Source organism: Streptomyces sp. 2323.1 (genome assembly GCF_900221035.1).
GTDB lineage: Bacteria > Actinomycetota > Actinomycetes > Streptomycetales > Streptomycetaceae > Streptomyces > Streptomyces sioyaensis.
Genome location: NZ_LT907981.1, coordinates 2,167,501 through 2,193,701 on the forward strand (window position 1 = coordinate 2,167,501; position 26,201 = coordinate 2,193,701).

At 68.9% G+C, this 26,201-nt stretch carries 20 protein-coding genes and 1 rRNA gene; 8 read left to right on the forward strand and 13 right to left on the reverse strand.

What is annotated here, in order from left to right; all coding sequences use genetic code 11:
* Positions 1 to 76: 76 nt before the first annotated feature.
* The 4 genes from CPH93_RS08660 to thyX all read right to left on the reverse strand — a co-directional run bounded on the left by CPH93_RS08660 (position 77) and on the right by thyX (position 5,865).
* Positions 77 to 1,603, reverse strand: a 16S ribosomal RNA gene (locus CPH93_RS08660).
* A 608-nt stretch (positions 1,604 to 2,211) separates the two neighbouring features.
* Complete coding sequence (locus tag CPH93_RS08670) at positions 2,212 to 3,897, reverse strand: ribonuclease J (RefSeq protein WP_093485451.1); 1,686 nt, start codon at positions 3,895 to 3,897, stop codon at positions 2,212 to 2,214.
* Between the two features lie 112 nt (positions 3,898 to 4,009).
* Positions 4,010 to 4,909, reverse strand: coding sequence for a 4-hydroxy-tetrahydrodipicolinate synthase (gene dapA, locus CPH93_RS08675; protein ID WP_096212476.1), 900 nt, complete (start codon positions 4,907 to 4,909; stop codon positions 4,010 to 4,012).
* A gap of 197 nt (positions 4,910 to 5,106) precedes the next feature.
* The gene (gene thyX, locus CPH93_RS08680) at positions 5,107 to 5,865 is read right to left on the reverse strand and encodes an FAD-dependent thymidylate synthase (RefSeq protein ID WP_093649155.1); all 759 of its coding nucleotides are present in this window, start codon (positions 5,863 to 5,865) and stop codon (positions 5,107 to 5,109) included.
* A 232-nt stretch (positions 5,866 to 6,097) separates the two neighbouring features.
* Between thyX and CPH93_RS08685 the strand changes: the two genes are divergently transcribed.
* Together CPH93_RS08685 and CPH93_RS08690 are read left to right on the forward strand one after the other, a co-directional pair.
* Positions 6,098 to 6,334 carry a hypothetical protein gene (locus tag CPH93_RS08685; RefSeq protein WP_006602738.1) on the forward strand — a complete coding sequence of 79 codons (237 nt, stop codon included), beginning with the start codon at positions 6,098 to 6,100 and terminating at the stop codon, positions 6,332 to 6,334.
* A 100-nt stretch (positions 6,335 to 6,434) separates the two neighbouring features.
* Positions 6,435 to 6,986 (forward strand): PH domain-containing protein, encoded by a 552-nt coding sequence (locus tag CPH93_RS08690; protein WP_093485448.1) that lies wholly within the window; start codon positions 6,435 to 6,437, stop codon positions 6,984 to 6,986.
* A 119-nt stretch (positions 6,987 to 7,105) separates the two neighbouring features.
* On the opposite strand, the gene CPH93_RS08695 is transcribed toward CPH93_RS08690, so the two are convergent.
* The 6 genes from CPH93_RS08695 to eccD all read right to left on the reverse strand — a co-directional run bounded on the left by CPH93_RS08695 (position 7,106) and on the right by eccD (position 14,171).
* Positions 7,106 to 7,564 carry a hypothetical protein gene (locus CPH93_RS08695; RefSeq protein WP_093485447.1) on the reverse strand — a complete coding sequence of 153 codons (459 nt, stop codon included), beginning with the start codon at positions 7,562 to 7,564 and terminating at the stop codon, positions 7,106 to 7,108.
* A gap of 5 nt (positions 7,565 to 7,569) precedes the next feature.
* On the reverse strand, positions 7,570 to 8,322 hold the full coding sequence (gene dapB, locus CPH93_RS08700; RefSeq protein ID WP_093485446.1) for a 4-hydroxy-tetrahydrodipicolinate reductase: 753 nt from the start codon (positions 8,320 to 8,322) through the stop codon (positions 7,570 to 7,572).
* A 37-nt stretch (positions 8,323 to 8,359) separates the two neighbouring features.
* On the reverse strand, positions 8,360 to 9,739 hold the full coding sequence (locus tag CPH93_RS08705; protein ID WP_093485445.1) for a M16 family metallopeptidase: 1,380 nt from the start codon (positions 9,737 to 9,739) through the stop codon (positions 8,360 to 8,362).
* Entirely contained in the window at positions 9,736 to 11,967 is a 2,232-nt protein-coding gene (locus tag CPH93_RS08710; RefSeq protein WP_006602743.1) for a polyribonucleotide nucleotidyltransferase, read from the reverse strand. Before CPH93_RS08710 ends, CPH93_RS08705 begins: the two co-directional genes overlap by 4 nt.
* 294 nt (positions 11,968 to 12,261) lie before the next feature.
* Complete coding sequence (rpsO, locus tag CPH93_RS08715; protein WP_006602744.1) at positions 12,262 to 12,549, reverse strand: 30S ribosomal protein S15; 288 nt, start codon at positions 12,547 to 12,549, stop codon at positions 12,262 to 12,264.
* A gap of 158 nt (positions 12,550 to 12,707) precedes the next feature.
* Positions 12,708 to 14,171 carry a type VII secretion integral membrane protein EccD gene (eccD, locus tag CPH93_RS08720; protein WP_040898202.1) on the reverse strand — a complete coding sequence of 488 codons (1,464 nt, stop codon included), beginning with the start codon at positions 14,169 to 14,171 and terminating at the stop codon, positions 12,708 to 12,710.
* Between the two features lie 255 nt (positions 14,172 to 14,426).
* On the opposite strand from eccD, the gene eccCa reads away from it, so the two are divergent.
* Positions 14,427 to 18,386, forward strand: a complete 3,960-nt coding sequence (eccCa, locus tag CPH93_RS08725) for a type VII secretion protein EccCa (RefSeq protein WP_093649154.1) — start codon at positions 14,427 to 14,429, stop codon at positions 18,384 to 18,386.
* Between the two features lie 148 nt (positions 18,387 to 18,534).
* Here the strand turns inward: eccCa and CPH93_RS08730 are convergent, their stop codons facing one another.
* Positions 18,535 to 19,269 carry a WXG100 family type VII secretion target gene (locus tag CPH93_RS08730; protein ID WP_093485443.1) on the reverse strand — a complete coding sequence of 245 codons (735 nt, stop codon included), beginning with the start codon at positions 19,267 to 19,269 and terminating at the stop codon, positions 18,535 to 18,537.
* Complete coding sequence (locus tag CPH93_RS08735) at positions 19,266 to 19,574, reverse strand: WXG100 family type VII secretion target (RefSeq protein WP_093489248.1); 309 nt, start codon at positions 19,572 to 19,574, stop codon at positions 19,266 to 19,268. Before CPH93_RS08735 ends, CPH93_RS08730 begins: the two co-directional genes overlap by 4 nt.
* Before the next feature lie 236 nt (positions 19,575 to 19,810).
* Between CPH93_RS08735 and CPH93_RS08740 the strand changes: the two genes are divergently transcribed.
* The 3 genes from CPH93_RS08740 (at position 19,811) to CPH93_RS08750 (ending at position 23,907) form a co-directional block, all read left to right on the forward strand.
* Complete coding sequence (locus CPH93_RS08740) at positions 19,811 to 20,218, forward strand: hypothetical protein (RefSeq protein WP_006602749.1); 408 nt, start codon at positions 19,811 to 19,813, stop codon at positions 20,216 to 20,218.
* Between the two features lie 378 nt (positions 20,219 to 20,596).
* Positions 20,597 to 22,813, forward strand: coding sequence for an ATP-binding protein (locus CPH93_RS08745; protein ID WP_096215362.1), 2,217 nt, complete (start codon positions 20,597 to 20,599; stop codon positions 22,811 to 22,813).
* Positions 22,810 to 23,907, forward strand: coding sequence for an SUKH-4 family immunity protein (locus CPH93_RS08750; RefSeq protein ID WP_231977241.1), 1,098 nt, complete (start codon positions 22,810 to 22,812; stop codon positions 23,905 to 23,907). The genes CPH93_RS08745 and CPH93_RS08750 overlap by 4 nt, the downstream gene beginning before the upstream one ends.
* A gap of 66 nt (positions 23,908 to 23,973) precedes the next feature.
* On the opposite strand, the gene CPH93_RS08755 is transcribed toward CPH93_RS08750, so the two are convergent.
* On the reverse strand, positions 23,974 to 24,273 hold the full coding sequence (locus CPH93_RS08755; protein WP_096215364.1) for a hypothetical protein: 300 nt from the start codon (positions 24,271 to 24,273) through the stop codon (positions 23,974 to 23,976).
* 335 nt (positions 24,274 to 24,608) lie between these two features.
* Between CPH93_RS08755 and CPH93_RS08760 the strand changes: the two genes are divergently transcribed.
* Positions 24,609 to 24,938 (forward strand): WXG100 family type VII secretion target, encoded by a 330-nt coding sequence (locus CPH93_RS08760; RefSeq protein WP_231977242.1) that lies wholly within the window; start codon positions 24,609 to 24,611, stop codon positions 24,936 to 24,938.
* Positions 24,939 to 25,083: 145 nt separating this feature from the next.
* On the forward strand, positions 25,084 to 26,088 hold the full coding sequence (locus CPH93_RS08765; RefSeq protein WP_231977243.1) for a WXG100-like domain-containing protein: 1,005 nt from the start codon (positions 25,084 to 25,086) through the stop codon (positions 26,086 to 26,088).
* Positions 26,089 to 26,201: the final 113 nt, after the last annotated feature.

Genomic DNA, 26,201 nt, shown 5'->3' on the forward strand with positions numbered 1-26,201 from the left:
CATGAGCAACCAGCATCAGACATTCGCTGATGTACTGGCCTCTGACCAACCGAGGTTGGTGAGAAGTGCTCCTTAGAAAGGAGGTGATCCAGCCGCACCTTCCGGTACGGCTACCTTGTTACGACTTCGTCCCAATCGCCAGTCCCACCTTCGACGATTCCCTCCCACAAGGGGTTGGGCCACCGGCTTCGGGTGTTACCGACTTTCGTGACGTGACGGGCGGTGTGTACAAGGCCCGGGAACGTATTCACCGCAGCAATGCTGATCTGCGATTACTAGCAACTCCGACTTCATGGGGTCGAGTTGCAGACCCCAATCCGAACTGAGACCGGCTTTTTGAGATTCGCTCCACCTCGCGGTATCGCAGCTCATTGTACCGGCCATTGTAGCACGTGTGCAGCCCAAGACATAAGGGGCATGATGACTTGACGTCGTCCCCACCTTCCTCCGAGTTGACCCCGGCAGTCTCCTGTGAGTCCCCATCACCCCGAAGGGCATGCTGGCAACACAGAACAAGGGTTGCGCTCGTTGCGGGACTTAACCCAACATCTCACGACACGAGCTGACGACAGCCATGCACCACCTGTACACCGACCACAAGGGGGACCCTGTCTCCAGGGTTTTCCGGTGTATGTCAAGCCTTGGTAAGGTTCTTCGCGTTGCGTCGAATTAAGCCACATGCTCCGCTGCTTGTGCGGGCCCCCGTCAATTCCTTTGAGTTTTAGCCTTGCGGCCGTACTCCCCAGGCGGGGAACTTAATGCGTTAGCTGCGGCACGGACGACGTGGAATGTCGCCCACACCTAGTTCCCAACGTTTACGGCGTGGACTACCAGGGTATCTAATCCTGTTCGCTCCCCACGCTTTCGCTCCTCAGCGTCAGTATCGGCCCAGAGATCCGCCTTCGCCACCGGTGTTCCTCCTGATATCTGCGCATTTCACCGCTACACCAGGAATTCCGATCTCCCCTACCGAACTCTAGCCTGCCCGTATCGAATGCAGACCCGGGGTTAAGCCCCGGGCTTTCACATCCGACGTGACAAGCCGCCTACGAGCTCTTTACGCCCAATAATTCCGGACAACGCTTGCGCCCTACGTATTACCGCGGCTGCTGGCACGTAGTTAGCCGGCGCTTCTTCTGCAGGTACCGTCACTTTCGCTTCTTCCCTGCTGAAAGAGGTTTACAACCCGAAGGCCGTCATCCCTCACGCGGCGTCGCTGCATCAGGCTTTCGCCCATTGTGCAATATTCCCCACTGCTGCCTCCCGTAGGAGTCTGGGCCGTGTCTCAGTCCCAGTGTGGCCGGTCGCCCTCTCAGGCCGGCTACCCGTCGTCGCCTTGGTAGGCCATCACCCCACCAACAAGCTGATAGGCCGCGGGCTCATCCTTCACCGCCGGAGCTTTCCACACACAGACCATGCGGTCGTGTGTCGTATCCGGTATTAGACCCCGTTTCCAGGGCTTGTCCCAGAGTGAAGGGCAGATTGCCCACGTGTTACTCACCCGTTCGCCACTAATCCACCCCGAAGGGCTTCATCGTTCGACTTGCATGTGTTAAGCACGCCGCCAGCGTTCGTCCTGAGCCAGGATCAAACTCTCCGTGAATGTTTACCCGTAATCGGGTGAAACACACACGAGAAGAGTGGAACGACCAGACGGAATAGGTCCGGTCGTTCACAGCGTCCTCGCTGTGTGTGCCATCCGCACCACGTGGGCGGGATGGACTTTCAAAGGAACCTCGTCACCGGATGTTTCCGGTAGACGGGGTATCAACATATCTGGCGTTGACTTTTGGCACGCTGTTGAGTTCTCAAGGAACGGACGCTTCCTTTGTGCCTGTTTCACCAGGCGCTCCGGGCGCTTCCCTTCGGTCTTGCTTTTCCGACTCTATCAGATCCTTGCGGGCCCGATTTTCGCCGGTGCGTTTTCCGCCTTTCGGCTTCTTCGCGTTTCCGACTCTACCAGACTCGATTTCGTTCCGTTTCCGGTTCGAATTCGTTCCGATTTCCCGTCGGAGGGGGTTTGCCTTTCGGCTGATCCGACTTTATCAGATTGCTCTGGGCCGGAATTCCACCCGGCGTTGCGGGGCTCCGTACGCACAGGCGTCCGGCGCTTCCCGTTCAGGTGGAGCCGTAAACGTACTGGAGCGGGGCGCCTGGATGCAAATCCAGGCGCCCCGCTCCCACTTGGGCACGTTTGTACGAACCTGCGTGTCAGACCTCGACGACCACGGGGAGGATCATCGGGCGGCGGCGGTAGTTGTCCGACACCCACTTGCCCACCGAGCGACGCACCAGCTGCTGGAGCTGATGGGGCTCCGCGATGCCGTCCTGGGCCGCCTTCGCCAGGGCCTCGTCGATCTTGGGGATCACGGCCGAGAAGGTCGCGTCGTCGATGCCGGAGCCGCGGGCCTGCAGATGCGGGCCAGCGACGATCTTGCCGGTGCTGCTGTCGACGACCACGAAGACCGAGATGATGCCCTCGTCGCCGAGGATGCGGCGGTCCTTCAGATGGGTTTCGGTGACATCGCCGACCGAGAGGCCGTCGACGTAGACATAGCCCGCCTGGACCTTGCCGGTGATCTTGGCAACGCCCTTGACCAGGTCGACCACAACGCCGTCCTCGGCGATGACGATCCGGTCCTTCGGTACGCCGGTCAGGGCGCCCAGCTCGGCGTTGGCGCGCAGATGGCGCCATTCGCCGTGCACCGGCATGAGGTTCTTCGGCTTGCAGATGTTGTAGAAGTACAGCAGCTCGCCGGCCGAGGCGTGGCCCGAGACGTGGACCTTGGCGTTGCCCTTGTGGACCACGTCCGCACCCCACCGGGTGAGGCCGTTGATCACGCGGTAGACCGCGTTCTCGTTGCCCGGGATGAGGGAGGACGCCAGGATCACGGTGTCGCCGGGGACGATCCGGATCTGGTGGTCGCGGTTGGCCATCCGGGAGAGGGCGGCCATCGGCTCGCCCTGGGAACCCGTGCAGACCAGCACGACCTCGTCGTCCGGGAGGTCGTCGAGGGTCTTGACGTCGACGACCAGGCCGGCGGGGACCTTCAGATAGCCCAGTTCCCGGGCGATGCCCATGTTGCGGACCATCGAGCGGCCGACGAAGGCGACCCGGCGGCCGTACTCGTGGGCCGCATCGAGGATCTGCTGGATGCGGTGCACATGGCTGGCGAAGCTGGCGACGATGATGCGCTTCTGGGCGTTCGCGAACACCGTGCGCAGCACGTTGGAGATGTCCCGCTCGGGCGGGACGAAGCCCGGGACCTCGGCGTTCGTGGAGTCGGAGAGGAGCAGGTCGATGCCCTCCTCGCCGAGCCGCGCGAAGGCGGGGAGGTCGGTCAGGCGGCGGTCCAGCGGCAGCTGGTCCATCTTGAAGTCGCCGGTGTGCACGACCATGCCCGCGGGGGTGCGGATCGCGACGGCCAGGGCGTCGGGGATGGAGTGGTTGACCGCGACGAATTCGCAGTCGAAGGAGCCGATCCGCTCGGTGTGTCCTTCCTTCACCTCAAGGGTGTAGGGGCGGATGCGGTGCTCCTGAAGCTTGGCCTCGATCAGGGCGAGGGTCAGCTTGGAGCCGATGAGGGGGATGTCCGGCTTCTCCCGCAGGAGGTAGGGGACACCACCGATGTGGTCCTCGTGGCCGTGCGTGAGCACGATGCCGTCGATGTCGTCGAGGCGGTCCCTGATGGACGTGAAGTCCGGCAGGATCAGGTCGATTCCGGGCTGCTCCTCCTCGGGGAAGAGCACTCCGCAGTCGACGATCAGCAGCCGGCCGCCGTATTCGAAGACCGTCATGTTGCGGCCGATCTCGCCGAGACCGCCGAGGGGGGTGACGCGCAGGCCGCCCTTGGGAAGCTTGGGCGGGGCGCCGAGCTCAGGATGCGGATGACTCAAAAGACTCTCCTCACCACACGCGCCACGCTGCCGTCGAGGCACGTGGCGCGCATGACATTCGTGCACTTGCTATAAGGCGGTTGTTGGTCCGTATTCAGTTGTGAAGTCTGTGTCAGAGCTGTACCCCGCCGGCGGCGAGATCGCGCGTGAGCTGCTCGGTCTCCTCGGCGGAGAGCTCCACGAGCGGCAGGCGCAGCGGGCCGGCGGGCAGGCCCTGCAGGCCCAGCGCCGCCTTGGTCGTGATGACGCCCTGGGTGCGGAACATGCCGGTGAAGACGGGCAGCAGCTTCTGGTGGATCTCGGTGGCCTTGGTGACGTCACCGTTGAGGTGGGCGTCCAGGAGGGCGCGCAGCTCGGGGGTGACGACATGGCCGACCACGGAGACGAAGCCGACGGCGCCGACCGAGAGCAGCGGGAGGTTGAGCATGTCGTCGCCGCTGTACCAGGCGAGGCCGGAGCGGGCGATGGCCCAGCTGGCGCGGCCGAGGTCGCCCTTGGCGTCCTTGTTGGCGACGATCCGGGGGTGCTCGGCGAGCCGGACCATGGTCTCGGTGTTGATCGGGACGCCGCTGCGGCCGGGGATGTCGTAGAGCATGACCGGCAGGTCGGTGGCGTCCGCGATGGCGGTGAAGTGCCTCAGCAGGCCCTCTTGCGGGGGCTTGCTGTAGTAGGGCGTCACCGCGAGCAGACCGTGGGCCCCGGCGTCCTGGGCGGCGCGGGCCAGCTCCAGGCTGTGGCGGGTGTCGTTGGTGCCGGCTCCGGCGACGACAACGGCGCGATCGCCGACCGCATCGACCACCGCGCGGACCAGCTGGGCTTTCTCCGCATCGCTGGTGGTCGGGGACTCTCCGGTGGTGCCGTTGACGACGAGGCCGTCGTTACCGGCGTCCACCAGGTGGGCAGCCAGTCGCTGTGCGCCGTCGAGATCGAGAGCGCCATCCGCCGTGAAAGGCGTGACCATGGCGGTCAGCACCCGCCCGAAGGGGGTCTGCGGTGTGGAAGTCGGAGCCATGGGTCCCACGCTACTCGTAGCTCCCCACAGGTTGCGCCTCTGGGGAGCAGGGATGTGGACACCGGCACTGCCTGCTCGGGGGTTCAAGCAGTGCCGGGTCCGTCTGTTCAGCGTAGATGAACTTCATAAAATGCCGCAATCCGGACACCTTGCACCGCTGTCCTGCGGGCGTCGGCATCCGGCCTCCGGCCTGGGCCTTACGGCGCGATCCGGCCGTTCGCATTGAATGCGCCGTACGTGAGCGGCATGAGCGTGGCCCAGTGGGCCTCCATCTGCTCGCCGACCATTTCGATCTCCCGCTGCGGGAAGGAGGGCACCTTCGCCTGCTCGTGCTGGGTGCGCAGCCCGAGGAAGTGCATCAGGGAGCGTGCGTTGCAGGTCGCGTACATGGAGGAGAAGAGGCCGACGGGGAGGACCGCGCGGGCGACCTCGCGGGCGACGCCGGCGGCCAGCATCTCCTGGTACGCCTCGTACGCCCGGCGGTAGGAGTCCTCCATGACGCGGCCGGTCAGGTCGTGCTGCGCCGGGGTGCCCTCGACGAATTCGTACTTGCCGGGGCGGCCCTGCTGGACGAGCTTGCGGGACTCACCGGGGACGTAGAAGACCGGCTCCAGCTGCCGGTAGCGGCCGGACTCCTCGTTGTACGACCAGCCGACGCGGTGGCGCATGAACTCGCGGAAGACGAAGATCGGGGCGCTGATGAAGAACGTCATGGAGTTGTGCTCGAACGGGCTGCCGTGCCGGTCCCGCATGAGGTAGTTGATCAAGCCCTTGGAGCGCTCGGGGTCCTTGTGGAGCTCCTCCAGGGACTGCTCGCCGGCCGTGGAGACGCGGGCCGCCCACAGCACGTCGCTGTCCGCGGCGCTGTGCTTGACCAGCTCGACCGTCACCTCGCTCCGGAAGCTGACGGCTGCACTGTCGGGGCTCTCAGTGCTCTCGGCGGGGGTCTGGGACACCGGCGGTTCCTTCCAATCGATCCTCGTGCGCGACCAGAGTACGGCCCGCCACTGACAGCCCAGAAAATGCCGCATGATGCCGCGTTAGCCACAAAAGGGACGCTCTATAGCAGCGCTCGGAGCGGCAGTTGATATTTTTCACAGAAGTCCCTGAAAACGGGCACCAATCGGACCGCACAGACGTCTAACCCTGTGACAGTGCCCACTTCGAGGTTCCTAGGAGAGCCCGCTCATGTTCCGCCGGCGAGAGCCCGTCCCATTCGCCTTTGTTGCCGAGGCAGACCGGTTCCGCAGCAATGTCACTCCCCCGCCGCGTCAGCGCGCCTCCCGTGCGCAGCTGCTCGGCCAGTCTCTCATCACGCTGACAGTCGTGGGCGGCCTGGCCGGCGCCCTGCTGTTCGGCGTTCCCGCACTGCAGCAGGACAGTTCCACCTCGGGCCGGGTGCATCAGTCCGAGGCGCATCGCTGATCGGGCGGGCGGAGTGTGCCGTAAGTGGTTCCGCTCCGCCGGTCCCGATAGCCTCACCGGTCACAGCTTCCGTCAGCGTGCCCATGAGTGAGGTTCAGCCGTGCCCCTGCCCTTCCTGACGGCCGACCGCGAGCTCGACACCCGTGCCGCGGAGTACGCCGCGCTGCCGCATGACGAGCCCGACCACTGGCGCCGTCCCTACCGCCCCGGACCGTGGCGGGTGGGGACGGCGGCGGTGTTTTTGCTGCTCGCGTCGTTCGTACTGCTCTCCGCGATGATCATCGCGATGGCCGGCTCGCTGCCCGGCGCCGTGGTCTGTGTGCTGGTGGGGGCGCTGGTGATCGCCTTCGCGCTCCGGCTGCTGCGGGTCGGCATCTGGGTCAGCGCACAGGGTCTGCGGCAGGTGAACCTCCTGCGGACGGCGACCGAGCCGTGGCGCGCCATCGCCTCGGTGCGTACCCGCCAGCAGCCGGTGCGCTGGCTGGGGCTGCCCCGGACGGTGCAGGGCCAGGCGCTGATCGTCGAGCGCACCCAGGGTGCCCCGCTGCGGGCGCTGATCACGGACCACAACGGGGATTTCCTGTCCCGACCGGAGGCCTTCGAGCGGGCCGCGGATGTGCTGGAGGCGTGGGCGGCGGAGTACCGCGTCTGAGCCCCGGGGCATCCGGGCGGTACCGGGTGCCACCCCGGCGAGGGGCCCCCGGCCGCCAACCGGTTCCTCCCGGGCCCACCAGCCCGTAGCCGCTCCGGCCATCACCGGCCGGACGGGTCTCAGCCGGCGGTGGGCACGGCCTTCCCGTCGTGCAGCGCGATCGCCCGCTGCATCGCCTTGCGGGCGCGCGGGGTGTCGCGGGCGTCGTGGTACGCGACCGCGAGCCGGAACCACGTACGCCAGTCGCCGGGCGCGTCCTCCGTCTCGGCCTGCCGCCGGGCGAACACCGCGTCGGCGGCGTCCCGGTCGATCCGGCCGCCGGGGGTCCGCTTCAGTTCGTCGGCCGGCAGCCCGCCCTCGGCCTCCAGCGCATGTGCCAGCCGGTGGGCATCGCGTGCGAAGCGGGTGTTGTGCCGGAGGAACCAGGCACCGATGCACGGCAGCGCGAAGGCCACCGCCCCCATGCCCATGGCCGCCGGCTCGCCGGTCAGCAGGAGAAGGACGCCCTCCAGCGCCACCACACCGAAGACGAGGACCAGCACGGTGGCGAGGAAGAAGTACGTGATCTTTCCGCCCATGCCGGTCAGCCCAGGTCGAGGAAGTTTTCCAGGCCCACGGTCAGGCCCGGCGTGGTGACCACACGGCGTACGCCGAGCAGGATGCCCGGCATGAAGCTGCTGTGGTGCAGGGAGTCATGGCGGATGGTGAGCGTCTCGCCCTCGCCGCCGAACAGCACCTCCTGGTGCGCCAGCAGACCGCGCAGCCGTACGGAGTGCACGGGGATGCCGTCCACGTCCGCGCCGCGGGCGCCGTCCAGCGCGGTGCTGGTGGCGTCCGGCTGCGGGGCGCAGCCGGCCTCCTGCCGGGCCGCGGCGATCAGCTGGGCGGTGCGGGCCGCGGTGCCGGACGGGGCGTCCGCCTTCTTCGGGTGGTGCAGCTCGACGACCTCGGCGGACTCGAAGAAGCGGGCCGCCTGCTGGGCGAACCGCATGGTCAGCACCGCGCCGATGGAGAAGTTCGGGGCGATCAGCACACCCGCCGACGGCGCGGCGGCCAGCGAGGTGCGCAGCTGCGCGAGGCGCTCGTCGGTCCACCCGGTGGTCCCGACCACCGCATGGATGCCATGGCGCACACAGAAGTCGAGGTTGCCCATGACCGCGCCGGGGTTGGTCAGCTCGACCACGACCTGGGCGCCGGCCTCGACCAGCTGCTCCAGCTTGTCGCCCCGGCCGAGCCCGGCGACCAGCTCCATGTCCTCGGCGGCCTCGACGGCCCGTACAGCCTCGGCGCCGATGCGCCCCTGAGCTCCCAGTACGGCCACGCGCAGCTTGCTCATCGTTTCCCGTCTCTCTCTTGGTGGTGTCGCAGCGGGCCTACGCGACGACGTCGTCCAGCCGGGCCGCCTGCCGGTCCTTCAGGGCGCCGATGACGGACAGCGAAGGCCGTGCGCCCAGTACATCGCGGGCCACCTCGCGCACCTCGTCCGGGGTGACGGCCGCTATCCGGGCGAGCATCTCGTCGACCGACATCTGCTCTCCCCAGCACAGCTCACTCTTGCCGAGGCGGTGCATCAGCGCACCCGTGTCCTCCAGGCCGAGGACCGTGGATCCCCGCAGCTGGCCGATCGCGCGGCGGATCTCGTCGTCGGTGAGGCCCTGCGAGGCCACCTGGTCGAGTTCGTCGCGGCAGATCTTGAGGACGTCGTGCACCTGGTTGGGGCGGCAGCCGGCGTAGACGCCGAAGAGCCCGCAGTCGGCGAAGCCGGAGGTGTAGGAGTACACGCTGTAGGCCAGGCCGCGCTTCTCGCGGACCTCCTGGAAGAGGCGGGAGCTCATCCCGCCGCCCAGAGCGGTGTTCAGTACGCCCATTGCCCAGCGCCGGTCGTCGGTGCGCGCCATGCCGGGCATCCCGAGGATCACATGGGCCTGCTCGGTCTTGCGGTTGAGCAGGTCGACGCGGCCGGCGGTGCGGATGCCGCGGGAGCCGGAGCGCGGCGCGACGGGAACGGCATCCGTCCGGTCCAGGGCCCCGGCCTGCTCGAAGGCGCGGCGGACCTGGCGGACGACCTTGGCGTGGTCGACATTGCCGGCGGCCGTGACGACGAGGTGCGTGGGGTCGTAGTGCTTCTTGTAGAAGCGGCGGATGCGCTCGGGGGTGAGGGCGTTGACGGTGTCGACGGTGCCCAGGACGGGGCGGCCGAGCGGGGTGTCGCCGAGCATGGTGTGCGCGAACAGGTCGTGCACACAGTCGCCCGGGTCGTCCTCGGTCATCGCGATCTCTTCGAGGATGACCCCGCGCTCGGCGTCCACGTCCTCGGCCTCGACCAGCGAGCCGGTGAGCATGTCGCACACCACGTCGATGGCGAGCGGCAGATCGGTGTCCAGCACCCGCGCGTAGTAGCAGGTGTACTCCTTCGCGGTGAAGGCGTTCATCTCGCCGCCGACCGCGTCGATGGCGGCGGAGATGTCCAGCGCGCTGCGCCGCTCGGTGCCCTTGAAGAGCAGGTGCTCCAGATAGTGCGTGGCGCCGTTGAGGGCGGGGGTCTCGTCGCGGGAGCCGACGTGCGCCCAGATGCCGAAGGTGACGGAGCGGACCGACGGCAGCGTCTCGGTGACGATGCGCAGACCGCCGGGGAGGGTGGTCCGGCGGACCGTGCCGGCGCCCGCGGTGCCCTTGAGAAGCGTTTGGGTACGGGCGACGGCCCGCCCCTCCGAAGAGGTGCGGGCCGTCGTCGTGTGCGTACGAGACGTCACTTGTCGGTGTCGTCCTTCGTGTCGTCCTGCGCACCCTTGTCGGTGTCCTCTTCCTCGATCACGGGGATCAGGGAGAGCTTGCCGCGCTGGTCGATCTCGGCGATCTCGACCTGGACCTTGGCGCCCACCGCGAGCACGTCCTCGACGTTCTCCACACGCTTGCCGCCGGCGAGCTTGCGGATCTGCGAGATGTGCAGCAGGCCGTCCTTGCCCGGGAGCAGGGAGACGAACGCACCGAAGGTGGTGGTCTTGACGACCGTGCCCAGGTAGCGCTCGCCGACCTCCGGCATGGTCGGGTTGGCGATGCCGTTGATCGTGGCGCGGGCGGCCTCGGCGGCCGGGCCGTCGGCGGCACCGATGTAGATGGTGCCGTCGTCCTCGATCGTGATGTCGGCGCCGGTGTCCTCCTGGATCTGGTTGATCATCTTGCCCTTGGGGCCGATGACCTCACCGATCTTGTCCACCGGGATCTTGACGGTGATGATCCGCGGGGCGTTCGGGGACATCTCGTCCGGGGTGTCGATGGCCTCCGTCATGACATCCAGGATGTGCAGACGGGCGTCGCGGGCCTGCTTCAGCGCGGCGGCCAGGACCGAGGCGGGGATGCCGTCGAGCTTGGTGTCGAGCTGCAGCGCGGTCACGAACTGCTTGGTGCCGGCGACCTTGAAGTCCATGTCGCCGAAGGCGTCCTCCGCACCGAGGATGTCGGTGAGGGCGACGTAGTGGGTCTGGCCGTCGATCTCCTGGGAGATCAGGCCCATGGCGATACCGGCGACCGGGGCCTTGAGGGGCACACCGGCGTTCAGCAGCGACATGGTCGAGGCGCAGACCGAGCCCATGGACGTCGAGCCGTTGGAGCCCAGGGCCTCGGAGACCTGGCGGATCGCGTAGGGGAACTCCTCGCGGGTCGGCAGGACCGGCATGATGGCGCGCTCGGCGAGCGCGCCGTGGCCGATCTCGCGGCGCTTGGGGGCACCCACGCGGCCGGTCTCACCGACGGAGTACGGCGGGAAGTTGTAGTTGTGCATGTAGCGCTTGCGGGTCACCGGGGAAAGGGTGTCCAGCTGCTGCTCCATGCGGAGCATGTTGAGGGTGGTGACGCCCAGGATCTGGGTCTCGCCACGCTCGAACAGGGCGGAGCCGTGCACCCGCGGGATCGCCTCGACCTCGGCGGCGAGCGTACGGATGTCCGTGACGCCGCGGCCGTCGATGCGCTTCTTCTCCTTGATGACGCGCTCACGGACCAGGGTCTTGGTCAGCGAGCGGTACGCGGCGGAGATCTCCTTCTCGCGGCCCTCGAACTCCGGCAGGAGCTTCTCGGCGGCCAGACCCTTGACGCGGTCCAGCTCGGCCTCGCGCTCCAGCTTGCCGGCGATGGTCAGCGCCTGGGTGAGCTCGTCCTTGACGGCCTTGGTCAGCGCCTCGAGGACGTCGTCCTGGTAGTCCAGGAAGATCGGGAACTCACCGACGGGCTTGGCGGCCTTGGCGGCGAGGTCCGACTGGGCCTTGCACAGGACCTTGATGAAGGGCTTGGCGGCTTCCAGACCCGCGGCGACGACCTCTTCGGTCGGGGCCTCGGCGCCGTCCTTGACCAGCTGGATGGTCTTCTCGGTGGCCTCGGCCTCGACCATCATGATCGCGACGTCGCCGTCCGGGAGGACGCGGCCGGCCACGACCATGTCGAAGACGGCGTCCTCGAGCTCGGTGTGGGTCGGGAACGCCACCCACTGGCCGTTGATCAGCGCGACACGGGTGCCGCCGACCGGGCCGGAGAAGGGCAGACCGGCCAGCTGCGTGGAGCAGGAGGCGGCGTTGATCGCGACCACGTCGTAGAGGTGGTCGGGGTTGAGCGCCATGATCGTCTCGACGATCTGGATCTCGTTGCGCAGGCCCTTCTTGAAGGAGGGGCGCAGCGGGCGGTCGATCAGGCGGCAGGTGAGGATCGCGTCCTCGGAGGGGCGGCCCTCACGGCGGAAGAAGGAACCGGGGATCTTCCCGGCTGCGTACATCCGCTCCTCGACGTCGACGGTCAGCGGGAAGAAGTCCAGCTGGTCCTTCGGCGTCTTGGAAGCGGAGGTGGCCGACAGCACCATGGTGTCGTCGTCCAGGTACGCCACGGCGGAACCGGCGGCCTGCTTGGCCAGGCGGCCCGTCTCGAAGCGGATGGTGCGGGTGCCGAACGAACCGTTGTCGATCACGGCTTCGGCGTAGTGGGTCTCGTTCTCCACCAGGAATATCTCCTCGTCTGCGTCCGCTGCCCGTATGGCGGCGGACCGTCTTCGGTGGAGCGCCGGTACGGGCCGGTCTTCGATCGAAGCACCCGGAGCGAGGGACGCAGGGCGTCCATGGATCGTCCGGGGGCCACTACCGAGGACCGGCGGCCAGGAGGCGCTCCTACCGCGTTCAGTTTTGCGATATGGCACCAGACTACAAAGCTTCCGTCCACCATGAGGTGGCGTGGGCATCCGGTGCCTATGGCAAAGGGAGCGGCCCCCGGCGGGAACCGCTCCCTCTACGGCGTCCTACTTGGCGCCCGCCGCACCGCGGCGGATGCCCAGGCGCTCGACCAGCGCACGGAAGCGCGTGATGTCCTTCTTCGCCAGGTACTGCAGCAGGCGGCGGCGCTGGCCGACGAGCAGCAGCAGACCACGGCGGGAGTGGTGGTCGTGCTTGTGGGTCTTGAGGTGCTCGGTCAGGTCCGAGATGCGGCGGGAGAGCATCGCGACCTGGACCTCGGGGGAGCCGGTGTCACCCTCCTTGGTGGCGAACTCGGCCATGATCTGCTTCTTCGTAGCGGCGTCGAGCGACACGCGGTACTCCTCTGGGTTCCGGTCCGTGAGCGCCCCTGGTTTGCTTCACAGGGAATCTTGGATGACTCATCCGGACCGTCACACAGCGTACCAGCTGGAAAACGGCCCCCCGACCGGGTGGTCGGGGGGCCGCGGATCCGGCTCTGGCGGGCGGGTGGCTAGCTGCCGGTGAGGCCGCGCACCTTGCCGTAGACCTCCAGGACCGCCAGGCACAGCGGCACCAGGGAGAGCAGGAACAGACCGTCGAAGATGTCGAAGATCCGGCCCCAGAAGGGGGTGACACCCTTGCGCGGGACGATCAGGCCGACGCCGACGAGCAGGGCGGCGCCCGCCGCGATGCTGCTGGAGAACCAGACGGTGCGGATGTTCAGCGGACCGGAGTCCTGGAAGCGGAGCAGGTCGACGAAGATGTCCGACGGCGGGTTCAGCGCGATGCCCAGGATGAGCAGGACGATCGTCAGGATGCCGGCGATGGTCAGGCAGGCGACCTGCGCGGTGTAGTCGAAGAGCCGGGCGCGGAGCATGATCGTGATGCCCGCGGCCAGCGCCAGCAGCTGGGCCCACATGTTGTCGGAGAAGCCCAGGACCACACCGGCCGAGCCTACGACCAGGGCGGCGCAGCCGGCCACCAGGCCGAGCAGCAGTTCGTGGCCGCGCTTGGCCTGGTTGGCGATCTTGACGAAGTCGACGGACTCGGTCTCGCCGCCGTTGTCATAGGAGCCCTTGGCGATCTGGTCGGGCGACTTGTAGCCGATGGGCAGCCGGGCGAAGCGGGCGGAGAGGCCGGGCAGCCAGGCGACCATGGCGATCGAGACGACGGCGGTGACGGCGGCGACCTCGCGGGGCGCGGCGTCGGTGAGGATCGCGGCGAAGACCGCGAGGGTGCCGATGGCGGCGAGGAACGCGGCGGCGACGAAGGGTGCGTCACCGCGCGGCAGCAGGACCACCAGCAGAACGGACGCGATCAGGACGACCACGCAGCCGACGAGGAGGTGCAGCCGGCCGGGTCCGCCGCCCTGCTCGACGGGGAAGATGCCCGAGCCGGCGAGCAGCAGGTGCGGCAGCGAGGCCAGGCCCAGCGCGATGGAGGAGCCGTGGTCGTCGTAGACGCGGGCGCGGACGCCGGCCAGCGCGACCAGGACGATGCCGACGACACCGGCGATGATGCCGGGCAGGCGGTGCATGTCGCGGTTCAGGGGGTTCGAGAACCACAGGGCGAACGCCATCATGACGAGCAGCAGGACACCGGCGGAGAGGCCGACGACGTGCATGAGGTCGTCGCTCCAGCGGCTGCGGTTGCGCTTGACCGCGGAGGCGACGGCGTCGGAGACGTCATCGAAGACCGGCAGCGGCAGCGACTCGGCGAACGGCTTCAGCAAAAGCAGGTCGCCGTCGAGGATCTGCTGCTGTGCCAGCGACTGGCCGGCGTCGAGCACCGTGCCGTCGCGGCGTACGAGGTGATAGCCGGTCGGTGCGCCTTCGGCCTGGGACTGCCCGGAGAGCCGCAGGATCTCCGGATAGATGTCGACGAGTGCGACATCCTCCGGCAGAGCCACATCGATCCGTGCATCCGGCGCGGCGACTGTGACCCGGCAAAAACCGGTGCCAGTGCTCGTGCTCACCTGGCGGTTCCCCCTATCCGTTGGGCGTTTTGTCGCGTCGCGCGCCCTATATAGAGAGCCGTCACTCAGGGCTGTGGGCACGCTCGCGAGGCGTCAGCGTACCGTCCAATTCAGCGAGTGCCCCACCCACCCCGAGACTTGACGGTTAACAGTAGGATCAACGCCTGGTTCGGGCCAAGCACTTGGCTCGGGGGGACCGTCGAATCCAACGGGGGCGGTCCGAGACTGCGAGATGCATGAAGGACTGATGCCTCGGTGAGCGTTGTCATCGTTAAGCGCCCGCCCCGCGCGCTGCCACCTGAAGTCCCCTCCGAGGAGGTGACACTCGAGGCACCTCCGGAGCTTCCCCGTGAGGGCGAATCAGAAAACATGCTGATGACCCTTATGCCCATGATGGGTATGGCGTCTTCGGCGGGATTCTTGTTCATGGGCAACCAGCCGTTCATGAAAATCATGGGCGGCTTTATGGTGGCGTCCACCCTGGCAATGGCGATCGTGCAGATCGTCAAGGCTCGCCAAGGGCCTTCCGGGCAAATGCTTCAAGAGCGACAGGATTACCTCAAGTACCTGACGCAGAAGCGAAAAGAGGTACGGCGCACCGCGCGAAAGCAGCGGGACGCGCAGCTGTTCACCCACCCCGATCCGAGCCAGCTGTGGTCCATCGTGGCCGAGGGCAAACGCGTATGGGAGCGCCGGTCGACCGACCCCGACTTCGGGCAGGTACGACTGGGTCTGGGGCCGCAGCAGTTGGCCACCCCCCTGCGGGCGCCCGAGACCGCTCCGGTCGACGAGCTGGAGCCGCTGACCGCGCATGCGATGAAGGAATTCCTCGACAAGCACGGACAGTTGGACAGCCTGCCGCTGGCGGTCTCGCTGCGTGCCTTCTACCACCTGACAGTCTCCGGTGACCCGGACACGGTCTACGGCGCCTCGCGCGCCATCATCGCCCAGCTGTGCACCCTGCACTCGCCCGAGGACCTGGTGGTGGCGGTCGTCGCCGCGCCCGGTGCGCAGGCGGAGTGGGAGTGGACGAAGTGGCTGCCGCAGGTGCAGGACAAGACCACCGACGGCGCGGGGTCGCGCCGGCTGGTCGTCGGTGACCTCGGCGAGATCGAGGAGCTGCTGGCGGACGAGCTGGAGGGCCGCGGGCGGTTCAACCCGCAGGGCACTCCGGTGACCGACACCCCGCATGTGGTGATCGTGCTGGACGGCGGCGAGGTGCCGATGGACTCGGTGATCGCCGGGGCCGAGGGCCTGCAGGGCGTCACCATCCTGGAGGTCGTCCCGGGCGATCTGGACGAGATCCGCGGCGGTCTGGCCGTCCAGGTGTGGCCGGGCAAGCTGGTGCTGGAGTCGGCCGGCGGTGCGGTCTACCACGGTGTCTGCGACACCCTCTCGATCCCCGAGTCGGAGGCGCTGGCGCGCCAGCTGGCCCCGCTGCGGGCGGGCTCGGGTGCCGACGGCGAGGATCCGCTGCTGTCTTCCATGGACTTCACCGACCTGCTCAACATCGGCGACGCCGGTGCCCTGGACGTGTCGCGTACGTGGCGGCCCCGGACGCTGGCCGAGCGGCTGCGCGTCCCGCTCGGTGTCGACCGCGACGGCCAGCCGGTCATGCTGGACATCAAGGAAGCCTCACAGCAGGGCATGGGCCCGCACGGACTGTGTGTCGGTGCGACCGGTTCCGGTAAGTCCGAGGTGCTGCGCACCCTGGTGCTCGCCCTGGCGGTCACGCACTCCTCGGAGACCCTCAACTTCATCCTCGCGGACTTCAAGGGTGGTGCCACCTTCACCGGTATGTCGGAGATGCCGCACGTCGCGGCGGTCATCACCAACCTCGGTGAGGACGTCACCCTGATCGACCGCATGCGCGACTCGATCACCGGTGAACTCCAGCGCCGTCAGGAGCTGCTGCGCTCCGCCGGCAACTACGCCAACATCACCGACTACGAGAAGGCGCGTGCCGCGGGTGCCCCGCTGGACCCGCTGCCCTCGCTGGTGATGATCATCGACGAGTTCTCCGAGCTGCTCGCCGCCAAGCCCGACTTCATCGAGATGTTCATCCAGATCGGCCGGATCGGCCGTTCGATGGGTGTGCACATGCTGCTCGCCTCGCAGCGTCTGGAAGAGGGCAAGCTGCGGGGTCTGGACACCTTCCTCTCCTACCGGCTGGGTCTGCGGACGTTCTCCGCGGCCGAGTCGCGGACCGCGATCGGTGTGCCGGACGCCTACCACCTGCCGAACGTCCCCGGTTCCGGCATCCTGAAGTACGACACCGAGACGATGGTCCAGTTCAAGGCCGCGTACGTCTCCGGTACCTACCGCGGCCCGGGTGCCGGCGGTGCCGGCGGGCGCGGGGGCCGGACGAACCGGCTGCCGGTGCCGTTCACCGCGGCCCCGGTCGTCGAGCAGATCGTCGAGGAGCCGATCGCCGTCGAGGCGGCCGAGCCGGAGATCGACGACGCGCTGGCCGACACCGTGCTGGACGTCATGGTCCAGCGGATGCAGGGCCAGGGCCCGCCGGCGCACCAGGTGTGGCTGCCCCCGCTGGAGGAGGCGCCCACGGTCAATCAGCTGCTGCCGGCGCTCGCGGTCACTCCCGAACGGGGCGTGCACGCGGCGGAGTACACCGCGCTCGGCAAGCTCGTGGTGCCGGTCGCGCTGGTGGACAAGCCGTTCGAGCAGCGGCGTGACGTGATGTACCTGGACTTCTCCGCCGGTGCCGGTCACGGTCTGGTCGTGGGTGGTCCGCAGTCCGGTAAGTCCACGCTCATCCGGTCCGCGATCGCGTCGTTCGCGCTCACCCACACCCCGGCCGAGGTGCAGTTCTACTGCCTCGACTTCGGTGGCGGCGGCATGCTGACCATGGAGGGCCTGCCGCACGTCGGTGGTGTCGCCTCGCGGCTGGACGCGGAGAAGGTGCGCCGTACGGTCTCCGAGGTCGTCGGCATCCTCAACGAGCGCGAGGAGTTCTTCCGGGCCAACAACATCGACTCGATCGGGACCTACCGCCAGCGGCGGGCCTCGGGCGCCTACCCCGACCAGAAGTGGGGCGACGTCTTCCTGGTCATCGACGGCTGGGCGACGTTCAAGACCGACTACGAGCAGATGGACCCGGTGATCCTGGACATCGCCGCCCGGGGTCTCGGTTTCGGTGTCCACCTGATCATCGCCGGTGCGCGCTACACCGAGGTGCGGCCCGCGCTGCGCGACCAGCTCCTCAACCGCGTCGAGCTGCGCCTTGGCGACCCGATGGAGTCGGAGTTCGACCGCAAGCGCGCGGAGAACGTCCCGATGGGCAAGCCGGGCCGCGGTATGTCCCCCGAGAAGCTCGACTTCCTGTCGGCGCTGCCGCGTCTGGACGGGATGAGCGACCCGGAGACGCTCAGCGAAGGCATCGCGAACCTGGTGTCGACGGTCAGCGAGCACTGGCAGGGCGAGCCCGCCCCCGCGGTGCGGATGCTGCCGACGATGCTGCACGTCAACGAGCTGCCCAAGGGCAACGACTACCCGGACCACGGCATCGCGATCGGTGTCGACGAGACCACGCTGTCGCCGGCGTTCATCGACTTCGAGACCGACCCGCTGCTGGTCATTTACGGCGAGAGCGAGTCGGGCAAGTCGTCGCTGCTGCGCCTGCTGACCAAGCAGATCGCCGAGCGGTACCCCTCCGACAAGGCGCTGATGGTGGTCTCCGACTACCGTCGCGCGTTGCTCGGCGAGGTCCCCGAGAGCCATCTGTACAAGTACTGCGCCGCGGGACCGCAGTTGCAGGAGGTCATCACCGGTCTGGCCGGTTCGCTGGGCCGCCGGATGCCCGGGCCGGACGTCACGCCGGAGCAGCTGCGCAACCGCAGCTGGTACGACCTGCCGGACGCGTTCGTGATCGTGGACGACTACGACCTGGTGGCGACCAGCAGCGGCAACCCGCTGCAGCCGCTGCTGGAGTACCTGCCGTTCGCCCGTGACCTGGGTCTGCGCCTGATCATCGCGCGCAGCTCCTCGGGCGCCGGACGGTCGTCCTTCGAGCCGGTGATGCAGCGCACCAAGGAGCTCGGTGCGCAGGGTCTGATCCTGTCGGCCGACCCGGCCGAGGGTCCGCTGATGGGCAACGTCAAGGGCCAGCGCCTGACGCCCGGCCGGGCCATGTTCATGACGCGCAAGCGCGGTGCACAGCTGGTCCAGACGGGCTGGCTGCCGGCCAGCGGCGGCTGACCGGGCACAGTAACGACGGCGGTGGGGCGTTCCTCCTGGGAGGGGCGCCCCACCGCCGTTTTGTCACCGCTGTTTCGTCTGCGCTGTTACGTCTGCGTGCCCGGTGTGTACGGGCCGGTGGCTGTGGCCGGTGGCCGATGGCCGGTTGTCAGCCGAAGGCGCCGTGCTGGGTGACGTCGGGGCCGGCCGGGCCGGGGGGCTCGGCGGCCGAGGCAGAGCTGCCCTTGGCGGCGGCCGCCGGTGCGGCGGACGTCCCCTTCTTGTCCACCCCCGCCTTCGGCTCGCCGGCCGGGGCCGGTTCGGCACCGGCCGGCCGGCTCCGTACGCCCTTGGCCAGGCCCTCGCCGCCGCGCGTCTTCGCCTCGCCGTCCCGCGCCGGGCCGAACGGGTCGGGCCCGAGCGGTGCGGCGGAGGTGTCCCACTGGTGCCCTGCGGCCGGGCCCTGGCGCCGGCCGCCGCCCCCGCCGCGCTTGCCAAAGGCGCCGCCGAGGCCGTTGGCCAGCTGGCCGAGCGCCATGAAGCCGTAGGCGGTCTCGTTGCCGGACGAGGACTGCGCGCCGCCGGCGGACTGGTCCACCGGCGGTGCGTCGTGGCCCTTGCCGTCCCCGCCGGCCGTGCCGTCCTTGTCGTCGGGGGACGCGGCGGCAGCGGTCTCCAGGTCGGCGGCGGCCAGTTCGAAGGCCGGCAGCGACTCGTCGACGGACCGCTTGAGGCGGTGCCACTCCGCGGCGAACGCCTCGCCGGCCGGGCCCTGCCAGTTGGCCGCGGCTGCGGTGCCGACCTTCCGGTCCAGGTCGCGGACGAGGCCGTCGAGGTGCTTGCCCATCTCCCGCCAGCCGGCCGCCGCTTCGTGCAGGGCCTCGGGGTTGCGCCGCTCGCTCACTTGACGCTCCGGATCATCTCGTCCAGCTCTTCCTCGGTCGCCTGCACCTGGGCAACGGTCTCCTTGATCCCTCCGCCGACCTCGGCGAGCCGCTGCTGCAGCTGGACGAGGGCGTGCTCGGCCTGCTCGTACAGCTCACGGAACGGCCGCGCCGCCTCATCGCCGCCGAAACCGTCCCGCAGCGCCTCGGCATCCGCCCGCCGTCTGAATGCGGCCAGCTGCCGGCTCAGTTCTTCCGCACGTACCTCGAAGGCTGCACCCAGTGTGTGCAACTCCTCCGTACTGAGCCGGACTTCGTCGGACATCATTTCTCCCCGAATTGAATGACAGCTGCCTGCCAACCTGGCCCCAGGTCTAGCACACCCGCAATAGGCCGGAAGCCTTCCCGAAGCGGGCACCGGCAAAGAGCGGAATGCATACGGAGCAATATGCGGCAATACCGACAACACCCGCCTTGACGACCTGTTCACACCCGTCATTAGACTCAGGACGCCGGTGCCGCACACGCGGTTGCTGTGTCATCACGTTCAAGGGGGCAGAGATGAGCAATGAGCGGCAGATCCAGGACGAGGACCTGATGGACGTCGCCCAGGATCCGGAGCAGGCGCACCGGCTGCGCAAGGCACTGAAGGTCCTGGCGGACAACCCCAACGTGGGCGGCAAGCTCCAGGAGATGGCCCGGGAAGTGCTCTCCGGCCGGATCGGCATGAAGGACGCCATCGAGACGCCGGGGTACATGGACGCGCTGGGCGACCGGATGAACGAGATCCGGCGGGCCGCGGAGAACCAGACCATGGCCGAACGCGAGGCCTCGCGCGAGAAGTTCGCCGCATGGCAGAAGGAGCAGGAGGCCAAGGAGGACGCCGAGCGCGCGGAGCGCGACGGCCCGACGGGCAACATCGTGACCGCTCCCCGGCGCGGCGGCCGCGGCGGCGGGCACCGGGGCTGACCGGAGCACCGCGCGGACGGTGCGCAGCGGCCGGCCCGGCAGCACGCCCGGCCGGCCGTCTTTTTCTTTCTCTGGAATCGATGCACCGGGCACCCGCGGCGCCGATACGCCGGAAAGCAGATCGGCAGCCGGAATAACCGGACAGATCTGCTTTCTTTCCCCACAAGGCGATCCCGATTTCTCCACACCGGATCTCCATGACAGTGCTTCCGACGCCGCCCGGCACGCTCACTCACACCTCCTTCCGTCCGACATGTTCCCGTTCCGGAACGGCGGACCCCGTGCGGTCTTGAGCATGCGGCCCGGAACATAAGATCGAGCCGGTACGTGCAGGAATCCACAAAGGCGGAGTCGGGATCGATGGGGGACGAGGGAGTCATGAGCGCCTCAGACGAAGGAATCGCCGGGGCGAGCGGATATGCACCGCATCCGTACATCGGCGGCCGCACTTCCGTGCTCCGTGCGCTCGCGGCGTGGCGTATGCGGTGGCCGGGCGCACCGCGCGTCATCGTGCTCACCGGAAGCCCGGGCAGCGGCCGTTCGCGCCTGCTCACCGGCTTCCTGATGCTGTGTGACCCGCGCTTCCGCAAGCAGCTGCCGTTGGACGCCATGGACCCGGCGACGGTGCCGCCGGACCTGCCGGCGCCCGCCGTGCCGAGCCCCGAGGGGCGCACCGCGGCACAGCTGCTGGGACTCCTCGCCGACCACTTCGAGCTGAGCACGGCCCGCAGCGAAGACATCTGCACCGAACTCGCCGCCCGTGAAGAGCCGGTGACGATTGTGGTGCCGGATGTCGACCGGGCCGGACCGGTGCGCGCCGCGGACGAGCCGGCCCGCGTCGTCCGGGACGTCCTCAAGCCGCTCGCCGCCACCACCACGGTGCAGTTGCTGGCCGATGTGCCGCGCGGGCCGGCCGCGGAGCTGGCGGCGGCGCTGCCGTCCGGCCAGGTGCGGATCATCGATCTCGACGACCCCGAGTGGGCCGACCCCGAGGGCCTGGTGCGGCACGCCGAGGCCGCGCTCGCCCTCGGGCCGCCGGAACTCCCCTTCTGCACCGATCCGTCGGCCCGCCGGGCGCTCGCCGAGGCCCTGGCCGAGCGTGCGGACGGCAACCGGCTGACGCTCCAGCTCGCCGTGCAGTCGCTGGTCATGCGGCCCGAGGGCGTCGAACCGGCGGACCCGTCGACGCTGCCCGGCAGCATCGGCGAGGCACTGGACATGCATGCCCGCCGGCTGGGCGCCGACCCGCAGACCCTCCGGCTGATGCTGGCGCCACTCGCGTTCGCCGAGGGTGCGGGGCTGCCCGTCCAGCTGTGGGGGCCGCTGGCCGACGCCGTCGCCGGGCGGGACATGAGCCGCGATCTCGCCGACGGCATGCCGCTGGCCGCGCCGTTCCTCCAGCCGGCCGGGAGCTCGGCGAGGGACGAGGCGAACGACGGGAAGGCGGACGGGGCGACGGGCGAGGCGAACGACGGGGCGACGGACGGGGACACCGCCGACGGTGACCGTACGCTGCTGCGCCTGCTGCACCCGGGGATCGCCGAGGAGATCCGCGCCGGGCTGCCGGACGTCCCGGGCGCCCAGACCAGGATCGCCATGGCGCTGCTGGATGCGGTGCCCCAGCAGGACTGGTCCCGCGCCGACCCCTACATCAGCGACCACCTCGCAGCACACACCCTTGAGGCCGGACTGCTCCCCCAACTCCTCACCGACCCGGGCCTGTTCGCGCACGCCGACCCGGTGGCGATGCGGGCCGCCATCGAGGCCGTACCGCTCGACCAACTGGGCGCACCGGCCCGGACATACCTGCGCACCGCTCCGCTGCTCACCCGCTCCCAGGCACCGGCCGGCCTGCGGGCCGCGTTCCTGGAGTCCGCGTTCGTCGAGGACGGGCTGGCTCCGTATGCGGAGGCACTGCACCGGCTCGGCTTCCCCCTGCCCTGGCGCACGCTGTGGAGCGTGCCGCTGGCCGGCGTCCGCGCGGTGACGACCGGTGCCCTCACGCCGGCGGACGCGGACGGCGTACCGGCGGGCAGCGCACCGGACGCCGCGGCCCCGGACGGTACGACGGCCGCTGCGGCAGCCGGCGCGGGGACCGACGGCAGCGTCGTCGACTCCGGGCCGGCGTCCGGCGCACCCGCCTCCCGCCCCGTCGCCACCTTCGTCGTTCCCGAGGGAACCCCCGGCTCCCGTACGGTCCCCGGCCCGGGCGGCGACGCCTCCGAGGGCGGGGCCACGGGGGCGCTGCTCGTCCACGACCTGCTGCGCCCCGGGTACGTCGACGCCGATCCGGCACACGTGCGGCCTCCCTCCGAAGAGGCCCGGGCGGCCGCGCCCTTCGCATTCACCCCCGGCCCCGACTCTCTGCAGGTCTGGGCGCGCGCGAACCGGGAGGTGGTGGCCACCCTGGTCTCGGACACCCCGATCACCGGCGCCGACCTCTCCCCGGACGGCGTGCTCGTCATCGCCACCGAACGCGGTGTCACCGCCCGGCAGATCCTCGCCGCGCCGCCGCACGCTCCCACCGTGCCGGCCCAGCGCACCGGCGCCGCCGACTCCGCTGCGTCCGACGGCCTCGAAGGAAACCGCCCGTGATCGACCAGGCGAAGGAGGTCGGTATGTACCGGCAGGAGCACGGTACGGGTCCGGGCACCGCCCCGGCGGCGCCCGCCGAGCCGCCGGTCACCGGCCCCGGCAACACCGCCGTCGCGACCTACCCCGACCCGGCGACCGGCGAGGAGACCACCCTCGCCCGCGTCTCGGCGCCCGGCGCGCCGCCCGTCGAGTTCCAGCTCCATGACGAGCTGCGGCGGCTGGGCGTACGGCCCGCGGACGTCCGCGCGTTCCACACCGATCTGCGCTCGGCCCTGCTGCCCGGCGGCTACCCCGCCGACTTCGTCCTCCGCACCTTCCCGAACGCCGCCTTCTCCTGCACCGAGGGCTACGGCATGCGCCCCGAGGAGCGCGCCGAGGGCGTCGCCGGGCTGCTGCGGCACGTCGAGCTGATGCACGTGATGGCGGGCCGCCCCGCGCCGCCGCGCCCGCACCGGCTGCCGGTGCCACAGGACGTCGCGGCCGCCCCGGCGGTACGGGACGTGGCCCTCGGCAAGCACCTCGTGGAGGTCTTCGGCCCCGACGGCGTCCACCGCCCGGACGCCGACGACCTCGCCGCGACCCAGTTGCCCCAGCCCACGAAGAACACTCTGACCTGGTCCGGGCTGCCCACCGCGGTGCCGTTCTTCTTCACCGCCGACCGGCCCGACACCCCGCCCGCCGGCGGGCTGTTCACCGACGTGGCGACCCACCTGCGCACCACCGGCACCCAGGCCCGGGAACAGAAGCTGGCGACCCTCGCCGGCTACGTCCGGATCGGCACGGACGGGCTCTACACGCTCGCCGTCCAATGCGTCGCCCCGGAGAACAACCAGAGCCTGCTCGGTACCGTCTGGGCCGTCCAACCGACCTCGGGCGGCGGCCGCTTCGTCAACCGCACCCTGTCCGCATATCTCCGCTCCCTCGCCCTGCTGGTGACCACGCGCCGGCAGATGCCGGGCATGGACCCGTACGCAGCGGGTGCGGCGGTCGCCGCCTTCCAGGAGCAGCTCGCGGCCATCGACTCCTGGGCCCTGGACGACGAGGGCAACTGGTGGTCGCTGATCATCGAGCAGATGTGGCACGGGTTGTTCTGAGCGTACGGGGAGGGGGCGGCTCTACGAGGCCAACGCAAGGGGCCTCTTTAGATCGGACCGCTCCCCTCAGGGCAACAGCAGCCAGTCCGCGGCCAGTGCCGCCGCCAGACCGAGACCCAGCAACCAGGTACCGAGCCGGGTACGCCCGTGCCGGCTGAGCTCGATCACCACGCCGCAGAGCACTAGCGCGGCCCCGTACACCCCGACCACCAGCACCGACGTACGCGACGCCAGGCGCACCACGAGCACCACCGCCATCGCCACCATCAGCACCGAGGCCAGGACGATGCGTATCCCCCTCGCCTGACGCGGCGTCAGCCCCACGCGGCTGTCGGGCAGGGGCTCTTCATTGCCGGGCATGTCCATGAGCGGGAATGCTACGGGACCGGTGATCGTCCGCACCCGCCACTCCCCCTGCGGACCCCCCGGCCACCCTCGACGGCCCGCCGGCTCTGCGCCACCGACTCCGGGCGTCACCGACTCTGGACGTCACCACTCCGGCGACCGCTCACCCCACCCAAGTGCCATCAATACCCGCAGGAGGCCCAATTCCCCACCGCCACAAGGCTGTTCGATGTCAAAATGCCCACGCTCCCTCCACACTCCTTGCCTTGACGTGCCTGGATTGAGATCACCTAGGGTGGAATCACTAAAGACGCGACAGATTTCTGCGCGGTATACACGGCAGCACGGGGGCAAGAGTGGCAGGCAAGGCATTCGACGTAGATCCGGATGTGCTGCGCACACAGGGCACTGCCTTCGTCCACATCGGCAGTGATTTCTCCAAGGCGTCGAAGACGCTACAGGACGACCTTGAAAGCCTCGGCAGCCCGTGGGAGAACTGCGACTTCGGCGACATCTTCGAAACGATCTACACGCCCATCCGGGACGGCATGTTCGAGTCGATGGGCTCCTTGGGCGAGCACCTCGAAGGTATCGGCGACAAGTTGCAGCACATAGCCGGCTCGTACACCCAATCCGACGAGCAGGGCATCCACACCATCAGCGCGATCGGCCGCCCGGCCATCTGAACTCCGGCCCGCCGCACACCACTGGCGCCGGCGGCGGCCTGCGCTCTCCTCTCTCCTTCCTAATTCCCATTCTCTCTCCATTGCTCCGCAATCGGTTAAAACTGCACGGGGGACGATCACTGTGTCATTGACGCTGCCAAGCGAGGTGGCTTGGGTCCTGGACCTCCTCGGCTACAACTGGCCGGACGCCGACGAGGACAAGCTCCATGAGTGCGCCCAGGTCTGGCGCAACTTTGCCGAGTCCGTCAACCAGGCGTCGTCCCAGGGTTCTTCAGCAGCCAACGAAGTCCTCTCCGCCAACTCCGGCGAGGCGATCGAGGGCTTTTCGCAGGAATGGGGTTCTTTCTCCGGCGGCGGGGACGGCGGGGACAACTATCTCCGCGATGCCGCCGCGGCGGCGGAAGTCATCGCCGTCGCCTTCGACGCGGCGGCCATCGCCGTACTCGCCGGAAAGATCGCGGTCATCGTCCAGCTCGTCATGCTGGCCGCCGAGATCATCGCGGCCCAGGCCGCCGCACCCTTCACCCTGGGCCTCTCCGAGATCGGCGCCGCAGGCGCCACCCAGGCGACCCGCCTGATCGTCCGCCAGATCCTCGACAAGATCAAACGCGAGGTCATGGAGGCGGCCACCAAGGCCATGGAACACGCCACCATGGACGCCATCAAGAAGATGGCGGGGAAGGCCGTTTCCAAGGAAGCCCGCAAACTGGCGACGGACTACGTCAAGAAGACGGTCAAGGAAACCGTCAAGGACAAGGTCATCGACCAGGCGAAGGAAATCGCCAAGGACAAGATCGTCGAAGAGGGCAAGAACAAGGCCAAAGAGGCCGCCACGGAGATGGCCCAGAACGTCGCCCAGCAGAGCATCGAGAGTCACTTCGGCGCCCGCGACGGAATCGACTGGGGCGAAACTGCCGACATCGGCAAGGGGAAGGCCGGCGAATACGTCGACGGCCTCAAGGAAGGCGCCCAGGAGTACAAGGACGGCGTCACCAGCCTCGCCGACCCCGGCACCTACGTCGACCACGCCAAGGAAGACCTCACCAACCGAGGCCTGAACGCCGCTCAGCGCCACACCGACCGCCACACCGGCGGCGCCGCCACCCGCCACCAGGACCTCACGGACGAGGTCCGCTCGGTGTTCGGCTGACCTCCAACGCCCGGATCCCGAAGGCCGGAACGCGGGCGAACGCCACGCAGACCGCAAGCACTTGCAGGAGCCGCGCCATCCGGCGCGCAGCCTCGTCAGGCACAGCTACCTGC

What these genes read in the sequence shown, in the direction of transcription:
- dapA (WP_096212476.1), bottom strand. Translation starts at nt 4,909, where the DNA reads ATGGCTCCGACTTCCACACCGCAGACCCCCTTCGGGCGGGTGCTGACC.
- dapB (WP_093485446.1), bottom strand. Translation starts at nt 8,322, where the DNA reads ATGAGCAAGCTGCGCGTGGCCGTACTGGGAGCTCAGGGGCGCATCGGC.
- CPH93_RS08755 (WP_096215364.1), bottom strand. Translation starts at nt 24,273, where the DNA reads ATGGACATGCCCGGCAATGAAGAGCCCCTGCCCGACAGCCGCGTGGGG.
- CPH93_RS08735 (WP_093489248.1), bottom strand. Translation starts at nt 19,574, where the DNA reads ATGTCCGACGAAGTCCGGCTCAGTACGGAGGAGTTGCACACACTGGGT.
- CPH93_RS08745 (WP_096215362.1), top strand. Translation starts at nt 20,597, where the DNA reads ATGAGCGCCTCAGACGAAGGAATCGCCGGGGCGAGCGGATATGCACCG.
- CPH93_RS08685 (WP_006602738.1), top strand. Translation starts at nt 6,098, where the DNA reads ATGTTCCGCCGGCGAGAGCCCGTCCCATTCGCCTTTGTTGCCGAGGCA.
- CPH93_RS08740 (WP_006602749.1), top strand. Translation starts at nt 19,811, where the DNA reads ATGAGCAATGAGCGGCAGATCCAGGACGAGGACCTGATGGACGTCGCC.
- CPH93_RS08695 (WP_093485447.1), bottom strand. Translation starts at nt 7,564, where the DNA reads ATGGGCGGAAAGATCACGTACTTCTTCCTCGCCACCGTGCTGGTCCTC.